Genomic DNA, 17,451 nt, shown 5'->3' with positions numbered 1-17,451 from the left:
CTTTACTGTTTACCCAGATAAATGTCATGCAAATCGCCCCGCGCCAACAGCTCGGCGGCGCTGCCACTCAAGGCCACGCGGCCAGTATCCAGCACGTAGCCGTGGGACGCATAGGTCAGCGCGACGTTGATGTTCTGCTCGGCGATCAGGAAGCTCACCTGCTGTTCGCGGTTGAGCTGGGCGATGATCGCAAAGATCTCCTGCACGATCATAGGCGCCAAACCCATCGACGGCTCATCAAGCAGTACCAAAGTAGGACGAGTCATCAGTGCGCGGCCAATGGCGACCATTTGCTGCTCGCCGCCCGACGTCAGCCCGGCGCGGGTGTGGCGCTTGGTCTTCAGCCGGGGGAACCAGCTGTAGACTCGCTCCAGGTCCTGCTCCATGTCCTTGCGGCTCAGGCGCCGCACAAAGCCGCCGCTGCGCAGGTTGTCTTCCACCGTCAGTTGGCCAAACACATGGCGGCCTTCCAGCACGTGGACCATGCCCTGGCGCACGCGCTGGCTGGGGTCGATCCCGGCCAGGTCACGCCCGCCGTACTCGATCCGGCCACGGCTGACCTCGGCCCGCTCGGCGCGCACCAGCCCGGAGATCGCCTTGAGCGTAGTGCTCTTGCCGGCGCCATTGGCGCCGAGCAAGGCGACGATGGCACCCTTGGGCACCTGCAACGAAACCCCGGCCACCGCCAGGATCGCACCGTCGTAGATCACTTCGATATCGTTGACCGTCAGCAACGACGGGCTGGCGGATTCAGCGGCGGGCTGGCTCATGGTTTATTCATCCCCGGTGCAGGTACGCGGCGTCAGGCCTTTTTCCTTGGCGAAGGCCGCGGACTTTTCATCGATCAGCGGGCGCAACAGCGCGCGGTCGGCAGGAATCCACTCGCTGACCAGCGTCCAGTTGGCGCCGTCCCATTGCTGAACGCGCGCCGAGCCGCCGCCTTCGTGGTCACGGCACGACAGCTTGAGGTTTTGCATCAGGCCCAGGTAACCCATGTCCTTGAGGCGCGCGTCGTCGATGTTCAGGTGTTCCAGGCCCCAGCGGCCTTCTTCGCCATTGAGTGGGCGTTTGCCGAACTTGGCCTGGCCGGTGCGGATCGCTTCCACCGCCACGGCGGCGTTCACCAGGCCGGAGTTGTAGTAGACGCTGCCGAAGTTTTTCAGGTCCTTGAGGTCGCTGTGGCCCTTGTCGAGGATGTATTGCTTGAGACGTTTATGGATCTCGAAATCGGCGCCGGCCGGGTATGGCGTCAGCGCCAGGTAGCCTTTGGCGGCAGCACCGGCGGGCAATACGTCTTCGCTGGAGCTGGCCCAGATGTCGCCGATGATATGGTCCACCGGGAAGCCAAAGCGCGCGGCGGTCTTCACCGCCACCGGCGTCGATACGCCCCAGGTGCGCAGGAACACCCAGTCCGGGTTGGCCTGGCGCACCTGGCGCCATTGTGCCGATTGCTCGTTGCCCGGATCGGCTACCGGGATCTGGATATTTTCAAAGCCGTATTTTTCCGCCAGCAACTTCAGCGGGCCGAGGGTTTCGCGACCGTAGGCCGAGTCGTGGTAGACCGTGGCAATCTTCTTGCCCTTGAGCTTGTCGAACCCGCCCTCACGCTGGGCGATGTAGTTCACCAGGGTCGAGGCCTCACTATAGAAGGTCAGCATCACCGGGAAGTTGTACGGGAACACCGTGCCGTCGGTGGCTTCGGTGCGCCCGTAACCGAGGGTGATCAGCGGGATCTTGTCCACTTCCGCGCGCTCGCTCAGGGCATACGCCGCCGGTGCGCCGTTGGGCTGGTACACCGCGACCGGCGCGCCGTCCAGGCCATTCTTGAAGCGCTCGTAGCACTCGATGCCCTTCTCCGCCGTCCACTCGGTCTCGCACTCCTGCCAGACCAATTTGACGCCGTTGATACCGCCTTCGACCTCGTTGATATAACGCAGGTAGTCGATCATCCCGGCCCACACCTGCACACCGCTGGAGGCGTAGGCGCCGACGCGGTAGGTGGCCAGGGGAATGAATTGTTGGTCCGGCGAGGCGATTGCCTGAGGCACAGCGCCGGCCAGGGTGGCCAGCGCAAACGCAGCGCCGACCAGGGAACGTTTCAAGGATGCACGCATGGAAGATTCTCTTGGGAAGTTAGAAACGCAGCGGCCACTGCCGCACACGGTCACGCAGGTTGTGCAACAAGCGGATCAAGCCCTCGGGTTCCTTGATCAGGAACACGATGATCAACACGCCAAAGATGATTTTCTGCAGGTTCTGCAACTGCCCCGCATCCACCGAGCCGCCGAACAGCGCCTGCCCGGCATGGCTGAGGAAAATCGGCAGCAAACTGATAAACGCCGCGCCGACAAAGTTGCCGGCGATGCTGCCCATGCCACCGATAATGATGATGAACAGGATCTGGAATGAGCGATTGATATCAAAGCTGCTGGCGCTGGCCGTGCCCAGGTAGGCAAAGGCCCACAACGCTCCGGCTATCCCCAGGTAGAACGAGCTGACCGCAAACGCCAGGCGCTTGTAGCGCACCACCGGGATGCCGACCACGGCGGCGGCGGTGTCCATGTCGCGGATCGCCATCCAGTTGCGCCCGACCTGGCTGCGCACCAGGTTGATCGCGGTCCAGGTCAGCAGCAGCACCGTGACCAGCGTCAGCAGGTAGCGGCCCAGCGGCGTGTTGAGGTCATGGCCGAACAGCGAAAGCTTCGGCGCAGAGATGGTCCCGGAGGAACCGTAGTTGTAGAACCAGGGGAATTTGACGAACAACCACTCCAGGAAAAACTGCGCAGCCAGCGTGGTGACCATCAGGTAAAAACCTTTGATCCGCGAACTGGGCAAGCCGAACAGCAGCCCGACCAGCGCGCTGATAATCCCGCCACCCAGCAGTGCCACCGGCAAGCCCAGCTCCGGCAGGCGCAGCAAAAACCCATAGGTGGCAAACGCGCCGACGGCCATGAACCCGGCCGCGCCCACCGAGGTTTGCCCGGTGTAGCCGGTCAACAGGTTCAAACCGAGCCCGGCCAGGGACAGCACCAGGAACGGGATCAAAATCGCGTTCAGCCAATAGTCATTGCCCCACAGCGGCACCACGATAAACCCCAGCGCCAACAGGCCCAGCAGGCCCCACGGGATACGCCGCTGGATCAACAACAAGGGCGCGGTTTCTTGCGCAACAGGAATCGACATGGTTTCAGACTCGCTCGATGGCGCGCTCGCCGAACAGGCCGGCGGGACGGATATACAGGAAGGCCAAGGCCAATACGTAGGCGAACCACGGCGTGATGCCGCCGCCGATCAGCGGGCCGATATACACCTCGGCAAGGTTCTCCGCCGCGCCGACAATCAGCCCGCCGACAATCGCCCCGCCAATCGAGGTAAAGCCGCCGATGATCAGCACCGGCAAGGCTTTGAGCACCACCAGCGACAGCGAGAACTGCACGCCCTGGCGCGCGCCCCACAGCAGCCCGGCGACCAACCCGACAATCCCGGCCACCGCCCAGACGATCTGCCAGATGCGGTTGAGGTTGATGCCGATGGACAGCGCCGCCGTGGTGTCATCCGCCACCGCCCGCAGCGACACACCGATGCGGGTCTTGTTGAACAGCAGCGCCAGCACCGTTACCAGCACCACCGCGGCGGCGGCGGCGATCAGGTCGAACTGGCTGAGCATCAGCGGGCCGACAAACAGCGGCACGTCGTCGATACCCAAATCCAACGCGCGCACCTGCGAGCCCATCAAGCCTTGGGCGAGGCCTTCGATAATGAAGGACAGGCCCAGCGTGGCCATGAACAAGGTGATCTGCGAACGGTTCACCAACGGTCGCAGCACCAGGCGTTCGATCAGTAGCGCGCCGACGATCATCACCAGTACCGTCAACAACAACGCCAGGGCAAACGGCACGCCTTGGTCGTGCAGGCTGACAAAGGTCAGCGCGGCGAACAGCAGCATCGCGCCCTGGGCAAAATTGAACACGCCGCTGGCCTTGTAGATCAGCACAAAGCCGATGGCGACTAGCGAATACATGGTGCCGGCGAGCAGGCCACCGAGCAGGGTTTCGAAGAAGAAGGTCATCAGTGCGCCACTCCCAGGTACGCCGCGATCACGTCGGGATTGGCTTGCACTTCGGCAGGCGTGCCGTCGCCGACCTTGCGTCCGTAGTCGAGCACCACCACATGGTGGGACAGGCCCATCACCACGCCGATATCGTGTTCGATCAACACCACGGTGGTGCCCAGGTCGCGGTTGACGTCGGCGACGAAGCGCGCCATTTCCTGTTTTTCCTCGGCGTTCATCCCGGCCATGGGCTCATCCAGCAGCAGCAGGCTGGGCCCGGCGATCAAGGCGCGGCCCAACTCCACGCGTTTTTGCAGGCCGTAGGACAGGTTGCCCACCAGCACATCGCGGTGCGCTTGCAGCTCCAGGAATTCGAGAATGCCCTGGGCGCGCACGCGAAAGGCGTCGGCCTCAAGGCGCGCGCGGGGCAAGCCGAGGGCTTGTTCGATAAACGTACTGCGCTGATGCCGCGACAGGCCGGTGAGGATGTTGTCGAGCACGCTCATTTTCTTGAACAGCGCGTTGTTCTGGAACGTGCGGCCGATGCCCCGACGCGCCGCGCCCAGCGGGTCGATGCGGTGAAAGTGTTGGTCTTCGAAGACGATCTCGCCGGCGTCGAAGCGGTACACGCCGTTGAGCACATTGAGCAACGAACTCTTGCCCGCGCCGTTGGGCCCGATCAGCGCGCAGATCTCGCCGCGCGCCACGTCGAAGGACAAGGCATTGATCGCCTTGACCCCCTTGAACGACAGCGAGATATCCCGCACCTGGAGAATGGCTTGGCTCATGCGATGTCCCGTTTGAATTCGGCCAGCCACACCGGTGATGACGTGGCTTTGAGGGGTTGCCAGATATAGGCCAGGCGTTGGAAGCCGAGCAGTTTGCGTACGCGGTTTTTCAGCACGCGCCGCAGGCCGCTTTGCGGGTGGGCGATGGCCCAGTCGCACAGGCGTCGGCGCCAGGTACCGTGGGGGGCGAGGCGGCTTTCGATTTCATCGGCCAGGTGTTGCAGGCGTTCGGCAGACAACAGCAAGCCGGTGGGCGCGACTTCGCGGCGATCCCGCGACGCCGAGGCCAGGCTTTCCGGGAAAGCCAGGCCGTGACCGGTGTTGAGCCATTGCTCCAGCAATACCGCCAGGCCGCCCTGCCAGTGGGTGCCCTCTTCGCTCCATAAGGCGGTTTCGCCGGCCGGTTGCCACCAGCGTGCGAGGTGTTGCGCGGGATCGACCGGGCCTAGCAGCTGGGCGAAATCCAGCGGATTGGCGGACGCCCAGTGCCGTTGCTGACGGCCTTGCACATAAGAATGGCTGGGGCGGATACGCCACAGTTGCTGCTGCACCGCCTCCGGCTCGAGGTCATCGGCCAGGGTCAGTACCTGCCCGCCGACGGCTTCGGCGGCCAGGGCCAACAGCAACAGGTTCGGCTCAAACGCACCGCTCAAGGCCAAGCGCGACTGCTGGCTGAAGCCCTGCTGGCGCAAACCATCGGCCAGGCGTTCGACGTCACGCAAGGCGTCGATCCAGCGCCACGCATACCACTGGCCCTGGCGCTTGTGGCGCAGGGCGGTGTGCAGCGGGGTGATCTGCGCCCAGTGGTGCAGTTGCTCGAGGGCCTTGGGCAGGTTGCCGAGCTGTTCGGCAGGCCATTCCACGGCCTGCGGGCGTTTTAGTTCGTGCACGCTCATAGGGGTAATGCTCCTATTAGGTGATTAAGCGTGCGGTGGTCCGCTGGCCGAAATAGATCAAACAATGAAGATCAAATGTGGGAGCTGGCTTGCCTGCGATTGCAGGCTGTCAGTCGATGCATTTGTAGCTGACCCACCGCTATCGCAGGCAAGCCAGCTCCCACAGGGATCGAAGTGTGTCTGTTAGAGGGTGGTGGCTTTGAGGTCGCGGTAGCTGGCGCCGGGGTGATTGGCGCCCAACCGCGCCCCGTCGCCAAACAACTTCTCGCGCAACGTACCCTGGGCATACTCGGTCTTGTACACCCCGCGCTTCTGCAACTCCGGCACCAGCAATTCCACCGCGTCGATAAAGGTCTCGTGGGTCAGTGCATACGCCAGGTTGAAGCCGTCTACATCAGTCTCTTCGACCCACTCCTGCAACAGGTCCGCCACGGTCTCAGGGCCGCCGACGAACAGCGGGCCAAAGCCACCAATACCCACCCAGTCGGCCAGTTCATTGGGTGTCCACACCTTGTTCGGATCCGCCGTGGAAAACGCTTCCACCGCCGACTGAATCGCATTGGTGTGCACATGCTTGAGCGGTTCATCCGGCTTGAACTGGCTGAAATCAATACCGGTCCAGCCGGAGATCAGCGCCATCGCGCCTTCGTAGCTGACGTAGGATTTGTACTCATCAAACTTGGCCTTGGCCTTCGCGTCTGTCTCGCCGACGATCACCGTTTGCAAGTTGAAGATCAGGATCTTCTTCGGATCGCGTCCGGCCTCGGCCGCACGGCGGCGGATGTCGGCGACGGTTTTTTTCAGCAGCACCTTGGACGGTGCAGCGACAAACACGCATTCGGCCTGCTCGGCGGCGAACTGCTTGCCACGGCTGGATGCGCCCGCCTGGTACAGCACTGGCGTGCGCTGAGGTGACGGCTCGCACAGATGAATACCGGGCACCTGGAAGTGCTTACCGACGTGACGGATCTCATGGATTTTGCTCGGGTCGCTGAAGATGCGGCGTTCACGGTCACGCAGTACGGCACCCTCCTCCCAACTGCCTTCCCAGAGTTTGTAGCAAACCTGCAGGTATTCTTCGGCGTAGTCGTAGCGCGCGTCGTGTTCGGTCTGGGCTTTCTGGCCGAGGTTCTTCGCGCCGCTCTCCAGGTAGGAGGTGACGATATTCCAGCCGATACGGCCCTTGGTCAGGTGATCCAGGGTCGATAGGCGGCGGGCAAACGGATACGGGTGCTCAAACGACAGCGAGGCCGTCAGGCCAAACCCCAGGTGCTCGGTGACCAACGCCATCGGCGCGATCAGCGACAACGGGTCGTTGACCGGCACTTGGGTGGCCTGGCGAATCGCCGCGTCGCCGTTGCCGTTGTACACGTCGTAGATGCCCAGCACGTCGGCGATAAACAGGCCGTCGAACTTGCCGCGCTCGAGGATCCTGGCCAGGTCGGTCCAGTATTCCAGGTCCTTGTACTGCCACGAACGGTCACGCGGGTGTGCCCACAGGCCTGGGGATTGGTGGCCGACGCAGTTCATGTCGAAGGCATTCAAGCGGATTTCACGGGCCATCAAAGCACTCCGTTGAGGTGGTAGTTGCCGACGATCTGGTATTTGGCGCGCAGCGGATCATCCAGGGTCGAGGGCAGCCCGGTGCGATGGCCGGTCAGTTCAAACTCGGCGTTGCTCGCGGCGATCAAGGCTTCGGCGGCGGCGATCTGCGCTTCGGTGGCGGCCACTGGGCTGGGATGGGTTTGGGCGCGTTCCAGCAAGGCCGCGGCGACGTCGACGCGGATCTGCAAGTCGCCGAAGCGGCTGATCACGTAGGGGTCGGTGCTGGTTTCAACGTGGCGGCGGGTGCTGTCCAGCAGTTGGCGCGCCTGATTTAAAACGTGGCTCAGTACGGTCATGGGTCAGCTCCTCAGTTCCAGGCGTGGCGCGCGGGCTTCACGCCGTTGAGCACGAAGTTGCCGATCAGGTGGTATTTCCAGCGGGCCGGGTCGTGCAGGGTGTGGGTGCGCGCGTTACGCCAGAAGCGGTCGAGGTTGTGTTTGCCGGTGACCGAGCGGGTGCCGGCCAGTTCGAAGAGTTTGCTGCTGGCGAGCAAGGCGGTTTCGGCGGACAGCACTTTGGCCTGGGCGACCACCAGTGAGGCGTGGGCCACTGTGTCTTCGCTCGGTTCGGCGAGGGCGCGGTCCACGGCTTGACCCGCTTTGGCGAGGATGGCTTCGGTGCCGTGCACACGCCATTCCAGGTCGCCAATGGCGGCGATGGTGAACGGGTCTTGCCAGCCGTGCTCCTGCTGGCTGTCGATCCACGGACGCGCTTGGCGGGCGTAGATTTTCGCGTGTTCCAGGGCGCCGAGGGCGATGCCGGTGTCAACCGCCGCCTGAATGATCTGTGAAATCGGGCCGTTGGCGGTGGGTTGATCGAAGGCCAGGTGGGCCGGAATCACGGCACTGCGCGGCACGCTGACGCCATCGAGGGTCACGCCGCCGCTGGCGGTAGTGCGCTGGCCGAAACCGTCCCAGCTGTCGACCACGCTCAGGCCTTGGGCATCGCGCTCGATGAACGCGATAAAGGCCTGATCCTTTTCGTTGTTGCCGACGGTGGGCACGATATGGGCGAACAGCGCACCGGTGCAGTAGAACTTCTCGCCGTTGATTTGCGCGGTGTCGCCGTGGAAGCGGATCTGCGTGTCGAAGGTGCCGGCGTTCTTGCTCTTGGCTTCGGAGAAGGCATTGCCGAAGCGGTAGCCGGCCAGGACCTTGCCGAAGTAGTGACGTTTTTGCTCTTCGGTCGCGGTTTGCAACAGGATGTCTACGACGCCCAGGTGGTTCTGCGGAATCTGCCCCAGGGACGGGTCGGCGGCGGAGATCAACTTGATCACCTCGGCCACGGTCACATAGGACACCTCGGCGCCGCCGTAAGCCTTGGGAATGGTGATGCCCCACAGGCCACTCGCGGAAAACTCGTCGAGCTCGGCAATAGGCAAGCGCCGCTCGCGGTCGCGCTCACTGGCCTCGACGGCAAAGCGGGCGGCCAGGCGTGTGGCGACTTCGATGGCCTCCGCGTCCGAGCGGATGATATGGGCAGGGTGTAAAGGGTGGGCAGACATGGGCCGACTCCAGGCTCCGAATAAGATACGGAAGCTACTGCAGGAGTCATGCCCGAAGCTGACCTCTGATAAAACAGGCCAGTTGCATAAGATTCAGGAAGAAAAAGATGGAACAAACCAACATATTGCTGGACCACTGTTGCTCCACCAACAGTTGCTTACCAAAAGCAACATCCTTCACCTATAACACAGCAATTAATCGACGACGCTGTATACAGCCTGATGCGAGCGTATCTCCCCGCCTTGTTTCTCAATCGTATAGTATGCCGTCGCACGGGTAGCTCCCACAAAGAGGGCATCATACAAAGCACGAGTAACGACTTCTGTTGTAGAGTCGATAGTGCCATAGGTAGACCAACTCCACTGACCACCAAAAGCATCTACAAATAGGTAGTATTTATCACCCAGTTCAATATCTTTGTAAATAGGAAGAACAAACGTCCCTCTATTACCTGACGTCTGCGAACGGGAGATCACTCCATCTTCCGAAGGAACAATACTTGGGGCGACGAGAAAATCGCCGCAAAAAACCAGTACTCCATTCATATCCATATATCCTTGAGTGGATTATTGATAATTAACTCATTGATGCAACACCAACAAGCCAATGCACAGTAAATAGGAGACAACCTACTTACTCGAGCAAACTCACCATAATCAAAAAAAAGCGCCGACGTAACCTGTAAAACTTGACAGTTGACAAACTAAATAACGACATTCCGCACAAACTTTACGGCGATACTCCCATCATTGCGATAGGTGTGAGGCTGATGACTGGCGAACATGAAAAACTCGCCAGTACCGATTGTCTTGTCTTCACCTGCCAACACCAGGGTCAAACAACCCTCAAAGACGAACAGCTGCTCGCTCCAGCCCTCAAGGTCGGGGTCCGGGCAGTACCGATCACCGGGCTCAAGGCGCCACTCCCACAGCTCCACTTCCCGCCGTGCCGTGGCTTTGGCCAGCAACACCGCCTTGCTGCCGTCGAGCTCGCCGGCCCAGGCAAGCTCGTTGATGCGGCTGTGATCGCGCACATCCGGCGCCTGGATCAGGTCGCTGAACGCGACGTCCAAGGCTTCGGCGACGCGGTCGAGGGTGGACAGGCTGACGTTTTTCTCCCCCGCTTCGATGGCCACCAGCATGCGCCGGCTGACCCCGGACTTTTCCGAGAGCGCGGTCTGGCTCAAGTCGGCGGCATGGCGCAGGCGACGAACGTTCTGGCTGACGTGCTGCAGGACCGAGGCCCGTTGCGGATTTTCTTTGTGCACTATATTGCTCAATGGGTGGGTGTGCGCAGTATACTGCCCAGCGTGCGGCGCATTGTGCGGTCCGTGCCTTTCCCTTGCAAGACCGAGCCGCCATGACTGCCGCCAAATCCCCCTCGCGTTTCAACCGTTTCAGCAAAGCCGAATGCATCCTGGTGGTGATCACCATGATCTGGGGCGGCACCTTTTTGCTGGTGCAGCACGCCATGACCGTCAGCGGGCCGATGTTTTTCGTGGGCCTGCGTTTTGCTGCGGCGGCGATTGTGGTCGGCTTCTTTTCCCTGCGCACCCTGCGCGACCTGACGCTGTTCGAGTTCAAGGCCGGGGTGTTTATCGGCGTGGCGATCATGTTTGGCTACGGCTTGCAGACCATTGGCTTGCAGACGATCCTGAGCAGCCAATCGGCGTTTATCACTGCGCTGTATGTGCCCTTCGTGCCGCTGCTGCAATGGCTGGTGTTGGGGCGCCGTCCGGGGTTGATGCCGAGCATTGGCATCATGCTCGCGTTTGCCGGATTGATGTTGCTGACCGGGCCGGCGGGGGCTTCGTTGAATTTCAGCCCGGGTGAGATCGCCACATTGATTGGTGCGATCGCCATAGCGGCCGAGATCATCTTAATCGGTGCCTATGCCGGGCAAGTGGATGTACGCCGGGTCACCGTGGTGCAGTTGGCCACCGCGTCGGTGCTGTCGTTCATGATGGTGGTGCCAATGGGCGAAGCATTGCCAGGCTTCTCATGGTTGCTGCTGTTCAGTGCGGTGGGCCTGGGCTTGACCAGCGCGGTGATCCAGGTCGCGATGAACTGGGCGCAGCAGAGTGTTTCACCGACGCGGGCCACGTTGATCTATGCCGGCGAGCCGGTGTGGGCCGGGGTGGTGGGGCGGATTGCCGGGGAGCGTTTCCCGCCGATTGCGATGCTGGGGGCGGCGTTGATTGTGGCGGCGGTGATTGTCAGTGAGATGAAGACCAAGGGGCAGAAGGCGTTGCCGTTGGAAGATGAGCTCGAGCAGGAACGACAGGGGTAAGCCTCGACTCGGTCAAGTGTGGGAGCGGGCTTGCTCGCGAAAGCGGTGGATCAGCCAACACCTTTGTTGAATGCCAGCCTGCATTCGCGAGCAAGCCCGCTCCCACACTTGGAGGTGGTGTCTGTAAACAATGCTAAATGGGCGTTTTCGGCTTACCTTGTAGGATCCTGCCACATCTTGCCGTTTGGTGATCGTGAAAGCGGCACGTATGATGCATCCCAAACTCCCGCAGATTAGAAGCCTATGTCCCTGATAGTTCTACTGCTTCTGCCTTTTATCGGCAGCTGTCTGGCGGCTTTGCTGCCGCATAACGCACGTAACACCGAATCCCTGTTGGCCGGCCTTGTGGCCCTGGTCGGCACCATTCAAGTCGCCCTGCTCTACCCCCAGATCGCCCACGGTGGCGTGATCCGCGAAGAATTCATGTGGTTGCCCAGCCTGGGCTTGAACTTCGTGTTGCGCATGGACGGGTTTGCCTGGCTGTTCTCGATGCTGGTGCTGGGCATCGGCACGCTGGTGTCGCTGTATGCGCGTTACTACATGTCGCCGGATGACCCGGTGCCGCGCTTCTTTGCGTTTTTCCTGGCGTTCATGGGTGCGATGCTCGGCCTGGTGATCTCCGGCAACCTGATCCAGATCGTGTTCTTCTGGGAACTGACCAGCCTGTTCTCGTTCCTGCTGATCGGCTACTGGCACCACCGCGCCGATGCGCGACGCGGCGCGTACATGGCGCTGATGGTCACCGGCGCGGGCGGCTTGTGCCTGCTGGCGGGCGTGATGCTGCTGGGGCATATCGTCGGCAGCTATGACCTCGACCTCGTGCTGGCGGCCGGTGAGCAGATCCGCGCCCACGCGCTGTACCCGATCATGCTCGCCCTGGTGCTGATCGGCGCCCTGAGCAAAAGCGCGCAGTTCCCGTTCCACTTCTGGCTGCCCCACGCGATGGCGGCACCGACGCCGGTTTCGGCGTACCTGCACTCGGCAACGATGGTGAAGGCCGGCGTGTTCCTGCTGGCCCGCCTGTGGCCGTCGCTGTCCGGCAGCGAAGAATGGTTCTATATCGTCGGCGGTGCCGGCGCGATCACCCTCCTCCTCGGCGCTTACTGCGCCATGTTCCAAAACGACCTCAAGGGCCTGCTGGCCTATTCCACCATCAGCCACCTCGGGCTGATCACCTTGCTGCTGGGCCTCAACAGCCCGCTGGCCGCGGTCGCGGCGGTGTTTCATATCCTCAACCACGCCACGTTCAAGGCCTCGCTGTTCATGGCGGCGGGCATCATCGACCACGAAAGCGGCACCCGCGACATTCGCAAACTCAGTGGCCTGGTACGGTTGATCCCGTTTACCGCGACTCTGGCGATGGTCGCCAGTGCATCCATGGCCGGCGTGCCGTTGCTGAACGGCTTCCTGTCCAAAGAGATGTTCTTCGCCGAAACCGTATTTATCTCGGCGACCAAATGGGTGGAAATCACCCTGCCCGTAATCGCCACCATCGCCGGTACGTTCAGCGTGGCCTATGCGCTGCGCTTCACGGTGGATGTGTTCTTCGGCCCCACCGCCACCAACCTGCCGCACACGCCCCACGAGCCGCCGCGCTGGATGCGCGCACCGGTGGAGTTGCTGGTGTTCACCTGCCTGCTGGTGGGGATCTTCCCGGCGCAGATGGTCGGTTCGATCCTCGCCGCTGCCGCCCTGCCCGTCGTCGGCGGCGTGTTGCCGGAATACAGCCTGGCGATCTGGCACGGCTGGAACGCGCCGATGATCATGAGCCTGGTGGCCATGACCTGCGGCGTGATCCTCTACCTGCTGCTGCGCAAGCAACTCAAGCGCGGGCGCTTCAAGTACCCGCCCGTGATCAGTTACTTCAATGGCAAGCGCGGCTTCGAGCGCTGCCTGGTGGTGCTGATGCGTGGCACGCGCAAGATCGAGAAGCTCATCAGCACCAAACGCCTGCAAACCCAGCTGTTCCTGCTGGTGCTGGCGGCGGTCATCGCCGGTTTGATCCCGATGCTGCACAGCAGCCTCAGTTGGGGCGACCGGCCGAAGATCCCGGGTTCCATCGTCTTTGTGACCCTGTGGCTGCTGGCGATTGCCTGCGCCCTCGGCGCCGCCTGGCAAGCCAAGTACCACCGGCTGGCGGCCCTGACCATGGTCAGCGTGTGCGGCCTGATGACCTGCATCACCTTCGTATGGTTCTCGGCGCCGGACCTGGCGTTGACCCAGTTGGTGGTTGAAGTGGTCACCACCGTACTGATCCTGCTGGGCCTGCGCTGGTTGCCACGGCGGATCGAAGAAGTCTCGCCACTGCCAAGCTCCTTGCGCAAGGCGCGTATTCGCCGCCTGCGTGACTTCCTGCTGTCCACCGTGGTTGGCGGCGGCATGGCGTTGCTGTCCTACGCGATGTTGACGCGCCAGACGCCCAACGACATCTCCTCGTTCTACCTCAGCCGCGCCCTGCCCGAAGGCGGCGGCAGCAATGTGGTGAACGTGATGCTGGTGGACTTCCGTGGCTTCGACACCCTCGGCGAAATCACCGTGCTCGGCGCCGTGGCGCTGACGGTGTACGCCCTGCTGCGGCGCTTCCGCCCATCGAAAGAAAGCATGCAACTGCCCGCGCAACAGCGCCAACTGGCGCCGGACGTGGCCACCGACCTGGTCAACCCGCGCCAGGCCAGCGATACCGCACTGGGCTTCATGATGGTGCCCGCCGTGCTGGTACGCCTGCTGCTGCCGATAGCGCTGGTGGTGTCGTTCTACCTGTTCATGCGCGGCCACAACCAACCGGGCGGCGGGTTTGTCGCCGGGCTGGTGATGTCCGTCGCGTTTATCCTGCAGTACATGGTCGCCGGTACGCAGTGGGTCGAGGCGCAGATGAGCCTGCGACCGATGCGCTGGATGGGCTTCGGCCTGCTCTCGGCGACCCTCACCGGGCTTGGCGCAGTGTTTGTCGGCTACCCGTTCCTGACCACCCACACCTGGCATTTCAGCCTGCCGGTGCTGGGCGATATCCATGTGGCCAGCGCGCTGTTCTTCGACGTTGGCGTGTACGCCATGGTGGTCGGCTCGACGCTGCTGATGCTCACTGCCCTCGGCCACCAATCGGTGCGTGCCCATAAACCGAGCAACCAGGCCAAAGTGGTTGCCGCAACGGAAGGAGCGGCCTGATGGAAGAAGTCATCGCAATTGCCATCGGAGTGCTCGCAGCCTCCGGCGTGTGGCTGATCCTGCGGCCGCGGACATTCCAGGTGGTGATGGGCCTGTGCCTGTTGTCGTATGGGGTCAACCTGTTCATTTTCAGCATGGGCAGCCTGTTTATCGGCAAGGAGCCGATCATCAAGGACGGCGTGCCGCAAGACCTGCTGAACTACACCGACCCGCTGCCCCAGGCCCTGGTGCTCACGGCCATCGTGATCAGCTTTGCCATGACCGCGTTGTTCCTGGTGGTGCTGCTCGCCTCCCGGGGCCTGACCGGCACCGACCACGTTGATGGCCGGGAGCCCAAGGAATGAATTGGGTGAACCAACTGATCATCGCACCGATCCTGCTGCCGCTGTTGACCGCCGCGCTGATGCTGATGCTCGGCGAAAAACGCCGGCCACTCAAAGCCAAGATCAACCTGTTCTCCAGCGTGCTGGGCCTGGGCATTGCGATCCTGCTGCTGTACTGGACGCAAAAAGGCGGCCCCGGCTCGATTGGCGTGTACCTGCCGGGCAATTGGCAGGTGCCATTCGGCATCGTGCTGGTGGTGGACCAACTGTCGGCGCTGATGCTGGTGCTTACCGGCATTATCGGCGTGAGCGCGCTGGTGTTCGCCATGGCCCGTTGGGACCGTGCGGGCACCAGTTTCCATGCGCTGTTCCAGGTGCAGATGATGGGCCTGTACGGCGCGTTCCTCACCGCCGATCTGTTCAACCTGTTCGTGTTCTTCGAGGTGCTGCTGGCCGCGTCCTACGGTTTGATGCTGCACGGTTCGGGCCGGGCACGGGTGTCGGCGGGGCTGCATTACATCGCGATCAACCTGCTGGCGTCCTCGCTGTTCCTGATTGGCGCGGCGATGATCTACGGCGTCACCGGCACGCTGAACTTTGCTGATCTGGCGCTGAAAATCCCGCTGGTACCCGAGGCCGATCGCGGCCTGCTGCATGCGGGCGCAGCGATCCTCGCCACCGCATTCCTGGCCAAGGCCGGCATGTGGCCGCTGAACTTCTGGCTGGCGCCCGCCTATTCCTCGGCGAGTGCGCCGGTGGCGGCGATGTTTGCGATCATGACCAAGGTCGGCGTGTACACCGTGCTGCGCCTGTGGACCCTGCTGTTCTCCGGCCAGGCCGGTGCATCCGCGCTGTTTGGCGGCGACTGGCTGGTGTACGGCGGCATGGCGACCATCATCTGCGCCGCGCTGGCGATGGTGGCGGCGCAGCGCCTGGAACGCATGGCGAGCTTGAGCATCCTGGTGTCGGCGGGGATCTTGCTGTCGGCCGTCGGCTTCGCGCAGCCAAGCCTGACGGCGGGCGCGCTGTTTTATCTGGTCAGTTCGACGCTGGCGTTGAGTGCGCTGTTCCTGCTGGCCGAGCTGATCGAACGCTCGCGCTCGGCCAATGACCTGCCGCTGGACGAAGAGATCGATGCGCTGCCACGTGCCATGGAATCGCTGCACCCGCAGCCCGGCGTGAACCTCGACGACGAGCAGAAAGCCGTGGTTGGCCAGGTGATTCCGTGGACCATGGCCTTCCTCGGCCTGAGCTTTATTGCCTGCGCGCTGCTGATTATCGGCATGCCGCCGCTGTCCGGGTTTATCGGCAAGCTGAGCTTGTTGAGCGCGCTGATCAATCCGCTGGGGCTTGGCGTCAGCATCGATGAGCCGATCCGTCCGGCTGCCTGGGGTCTGGTCACGCTGCTGATCCTGTCGGGCCTGGTCTCGTTGATCGCCTTTGCACGCTTGGGCATCCAACGCTTCTGGACCCCGGAAGAACGTCCATCTCCACTGCTGCGTCGCTACGAGTGCGTGCCGATCTTCTTCCTGCTTGGCCTGAGCATCCTGCTGACCTTCAAGGCCGAGCCGCTGATGCGCTACACCGAAGCCACCGCCGTGAGCCTGAACAACCCGGAGCACTACGTGATGGCGGTGATGGCCACGCGCCCGGTGCCGAGCCCTGAAGCCCAGGCCGCCGCCACGGAGGCACAGCCATGAAACGACTGTTCCCTGCCCCGTGGCTGTCCCTGGCGCTATGGCTGTTGTGGCTGGTGCTGAACCTGTCCGTGAGCCCCGGCAACCTGCTATTGGGCGCGCTGCTGGGCTTTCTCGCGCCGCTGCTGATGGCGCCGCTGCGGCCGCTGCCGATCCGCATCCGCCGCCCTGGGGTTATTATCCGCCTGTTCTTTGTGGTGGGCCGCGATGTGATCGTGTCCAACCTGCAAGTGGCCTGGGGCGTGCTGACCTGTGGTTCACGCCCACCGCGTTCGCGCTTTATCAAGATCCCCCTGGACCTGCGCGACGCCAACGGCCTCGCCGCGCTGTCGATGATCACCACCGTAGTGCCCGGCACCATCTGGTCGGAACTGGCGCTGGACCGCAGCATCCTGCTGCTGCACGTGTTCGACCTGGACGATGAAGCGCAGTTTATCGAGCACTTCAAGACCACCTACGAGCGGCCCCTGATGGAGATCTTCGAATGAGCGCCCTGCTCTCCAATGCGATCCTGTTCAGCCTGTTCCTGTTCTCCCTGGCCATGGTGCTGACCCTGGTGCGCCTGTTCAAAGGCCCCTCGGCCCAGGACCGGGTACTGGCGCTGGACTACCTGTACATGCTGGCGATGCTGATGATGTTGGTGCTGGGCATCCGGTATGCCAGTGACACCTACTTTGAAGCGGCGCTGCTGATCGCGCTGTTCGGCTTTGTGGGCTCGTTTGCCCTGGCCAAATTCCTGCTGCGTGGCGAGGTGATTGAATGATGCCGTTATGGGTGGAAGTGATCGTCGCGGTGCTGCTGGTGCTGAGCAGCGTGTTTGCCTTGATTGGCGCGATTGGCTTGCTGCGCATGAAGGACTTTTTCCAGCGCATGCACCCACCGGCGCTGGCCTCGACACTGGGGGCGTGGTGTGTGGCGTTGGCGTCGATTGTGTACTTTTCGGTGCTCAAGTCCGGGCCGGTGTTGCACGGGTGGTTGATCCCGATCCTGTTGTCGATCACGGTGCCGGTGACCACGCTGCTGCTGGCGCGCACGGCGCTGTTTCGCAAGCGCATGGCCGGTGATGATGTGCCTGCCGAAGTCAGCAGCCGCCGCTGATTTCTCAGGACAACTCGGTTAAAAATGTGGGAGC

The 17,451-nt window shown here is 62.5% G+C and carries 18 protein-coding genes; 7 read left to right on the top strand and 11 right to left on the bottom strand.

The window, feature by feature from the left end:
* Nucleotides 1-2: 2 nt before the first annotated feature.
* The 11 genes from ACZRMO_RS19155 to ACZRMO_RS19105 form a co-directional block, all read right to left on the bottom strand.
* Nucleotides 3-770, bottom strand: a complete 768-nt coding sequence (locus ACZRMO_RS19155) for an ABC transporter ATP-binding protein (protein WP_463973872.1) — start codon at nucleotides 768-770, stop codon at nucleotides 3-5.
* 3 nt (nucleotides 771-773) lie between these two features.
* The gene (locus ACZRMO_RS19150) at nucleotides 774-2,114 is read right to left on the bottom strand and encodes an ABC transporter substrate-binding protein (protein WP_448187107.1); all 1,341 of its coding nucleotides are present in this window, start codon (nucleotides 2,112-2,114) and stop codon (nucleotides 774-776) included.
* Nucleotides 2,115-2,133: 19 nt separating this feature from the next.
* Nucleotides 2,134-3,183, bottom strand: a complete 1,050-nt coding sequence (locus ACZRMO_RS19145) for a branched-chain amino acid ABC transporter permease (RefSeq protein WP_463973871.1) — start codon at nucleotides 3,181-3,183, stop codon at nucleotides 2,134-2,136.
* 4 nt (nucleotides 3,184-3,187) lie between these two features.
* Nucleotides 3,188-4,069 (bottom strand): branched-chain amino acid ABC transporter permease, encoded by an 882-nt coding sequence (locus ACZRMO_RS19140; protein ID WP_017734173.1) that lies wholly within the window; start codon nucleotides 4,067-4,069, stop codon nucleotides 3,188-3,190.
* Nucleotides 4,069-4,839 carry an ABC transporter ATP-binding protein gene (locus tag ACZRMO_RS19135; RefSeq protein ID WP_463973870.1) on the bottom strand — a complete coding sequence of 257 codons (771 nt, stop codon included), beginning with the start codon at nucleotides 4,837-4,839 and terminating at the stop codon, nucleotides 4,069-4,071. Before ACZRMO_RS19135 ends, ACZRMO_RS19140 begins: the two co-directional genes overlap by 1 nt.
* Entirely contained in the window at nucleotides 4,836-5,735 is a 900-nt protein-coding gene (locus ACZRMO_RS19130) for an acyl-CoA synthetase family protein (protein WP_463973869.1), read from the bottom strand. The genes ACZRMO_RS19135 and ACZRMO_RS19130 overlap by 4 nt, the downstream gene beginning before the upstream one ends.
* 183 nt (nucleotides 5,736-5,918) lie before the next feature.
* Nucleotides 5,919-7,298, bottom strand: a complete 1,380-nt coding sequence (locus ACZRMO_RS19125; RefSeq protein WP_463973868.1) for an LLM class flavin-dependent oxidoreductase — start codon at nucleotides 7,296-7,298, stop codon at nucleotides 5,919-5,921.
* Nucleotides 7,298-7,636 carry an acyl-CoA dehydrogenase gene (locus ACZRMO_RS19120; RefSeq protein WP_463973867.1) on the bottom strand — a complete coding sequence of 113 codons (339 nt, stop codon included), beginning with the start codon at nucleotides 7,634-7,636 and terminating at the stop codon, nucleotides 7,298-7,300. The genes ACZRMO_RS19125 and ACZRMO_RS19120 overlap by 1 nt, the downstream gene beginning before the upstream one ends.
* A gap of 11 nt (nucleotides 7,637-7,647) precedes the next feature.
* Nucleotides 7,648-8,844, bottom strand: a complete 1,197-nt coding sequence (locus tag ACZRMO_RS19115) for an SfnB family sulfur acquisition oxidoreductase (protein ID WP_463973866.1) — start codon at nucleotides 8,842-8,844, stop codon at nucleotides 7,648-7,650.
* A gap of 195 nt (nucleotides 8,845-9,039) precedes the next feature.
* Nucleotides 9,040-9,390: a hypothetical protein gene (locus ACZRMO_RS19110; RefSeq protein ID WP_463973865.1), complete on the bottom strand. Its 351-nt coding sequence runs from the start codon at nucleotides 9,388-9,390 to the stop codon at nucleotides 9,040-9,042.
* 158 nt (nucleotides 9,391-9,548) lie between these two features.
* The gene (locus tag ACZRMO_RS19105) at nucleotides 9,549-10,112 is read right to left on the bottom strand and encodes a helix-turn-helix domain-containing protein (RefSeq protein ID WP_463973864.1); all 564 of its coding nucleotides are present in this window, start codon (nucleotides 10,110-10,112) and stop codon (nucleotides 9,549-9,551) included.
* A 92-nt stretch (nucleotides 10,113-10,204) separates the two neighbouring features.
* On the opposite strand from ACZRMO_RS19105, the gene ACZRMO_RS19100 reads away from it, so the two are divergent.
* From ACZRMO_RS19100 to ACZRMO_RS19070, 7 genes are all read left to right on the top strand, one after another.
* The gene (locus ACZRMO_RS19100) at nucleotides 10,205-11,134 is read left to right on the top strand and encodes a DMT family transporter (protein ID WP_463973863.1); all 930 of its coding nucleotides are present in this window, start codon (nucleotides 10,205-10,207) and stop codon (nucleotides 11,132-11,134) included.
* Nucleotides 11,135-11,377: 243 nt separating this feature from the next.
* Nucleotides 11,378-14,299, top strand: a complete 2,922-nt coding sequence (locus ACZRMO_RS19095; RefSeq protein WP_463973862.1) for a monovalent cation/H+ antiporter subunit A — start codon at nucleotides 11,378-11,380, stop codon at nucleotides 14,297-14,299.
* Entirely contained in the window at nucleotides 14,299-14,643 is a 345-nt protein-coding gene (locus ACZRMO_RS19090; protein WP_003192163.1) for a Na+/H+ antiporter subunit C, read from the top strand. The genes ACZRMO_RS19095 and ACZRMO_RS19090 overlap by 1 nt, the downstream gene beginning before the upstream one ends.
* Nucleotides 14,640-16,322: a monovalent cation/H+ antiporter subunit D gene (locus ACZRMO_RS19085; RefSeq protein WP_124528986.1), complete on the top strand. Its 1,683-nt coding sequence runs from the start codon at nucleotides 14,640-14,642 to the stop codon at nucleotides 16,320-16,322. Before ACZRMO_RS19090 ends, ACZRMO_RS19085 begins: the two co-directional genes overlap by 4 nt.
* Entirely contained in the window at nucleotides 16,319-16,807 is a 489-nt protein-coding gene (locus ACZRMO_RS19080) for a Na+/H+ antiporter subunit E (RefSeq protein WP_017734184.1), read from the top strand. Before ACZRMO_RS19085 ends, ACZRMO_RS19080 begins: the two co-directional genes overlap by 4 nt.
* Nucleotides 16,804-17,082, top strand: a complete 279-nt coding sequence (locus ACZRMO_RS19075) for a K+/H+ antiporter subunit F (RefSeq protein WP_105522735.1) — start codon at nucleotides 16,804-16,806, stop codon at nucleotides 17,080-17,082. Before ACZRMO_RS19080 ends, ACZRMO_RS19075 begins: the two co-directional genes overlap by 4 nt.
* A complete protein-coding gene (locus ACZRMO_RS19070; RefSeq protein ID WP_026136444.1) occupies nucleotides 17,079-17,417 on the top strand; it encodes a Na+/H+ antiporter subunit G in 339 nt (112 codons plus the stop codon). The genes ACZRMO_RS19075 and ACZRMO_RS19070 overlap by 4 nt, the downstream gene beginning before the upstream one ends.
* Nucleotides 17,418-17,451: the final 34 nt, after the last annotated feature.

The organism is Pseudomonas sp. B611 (assembly GCF_055407965.1).
Note: the sequence above shows the minus strand (reverse complement) of the source record. Positions and strands in the feature narration are given on the sequence as shown.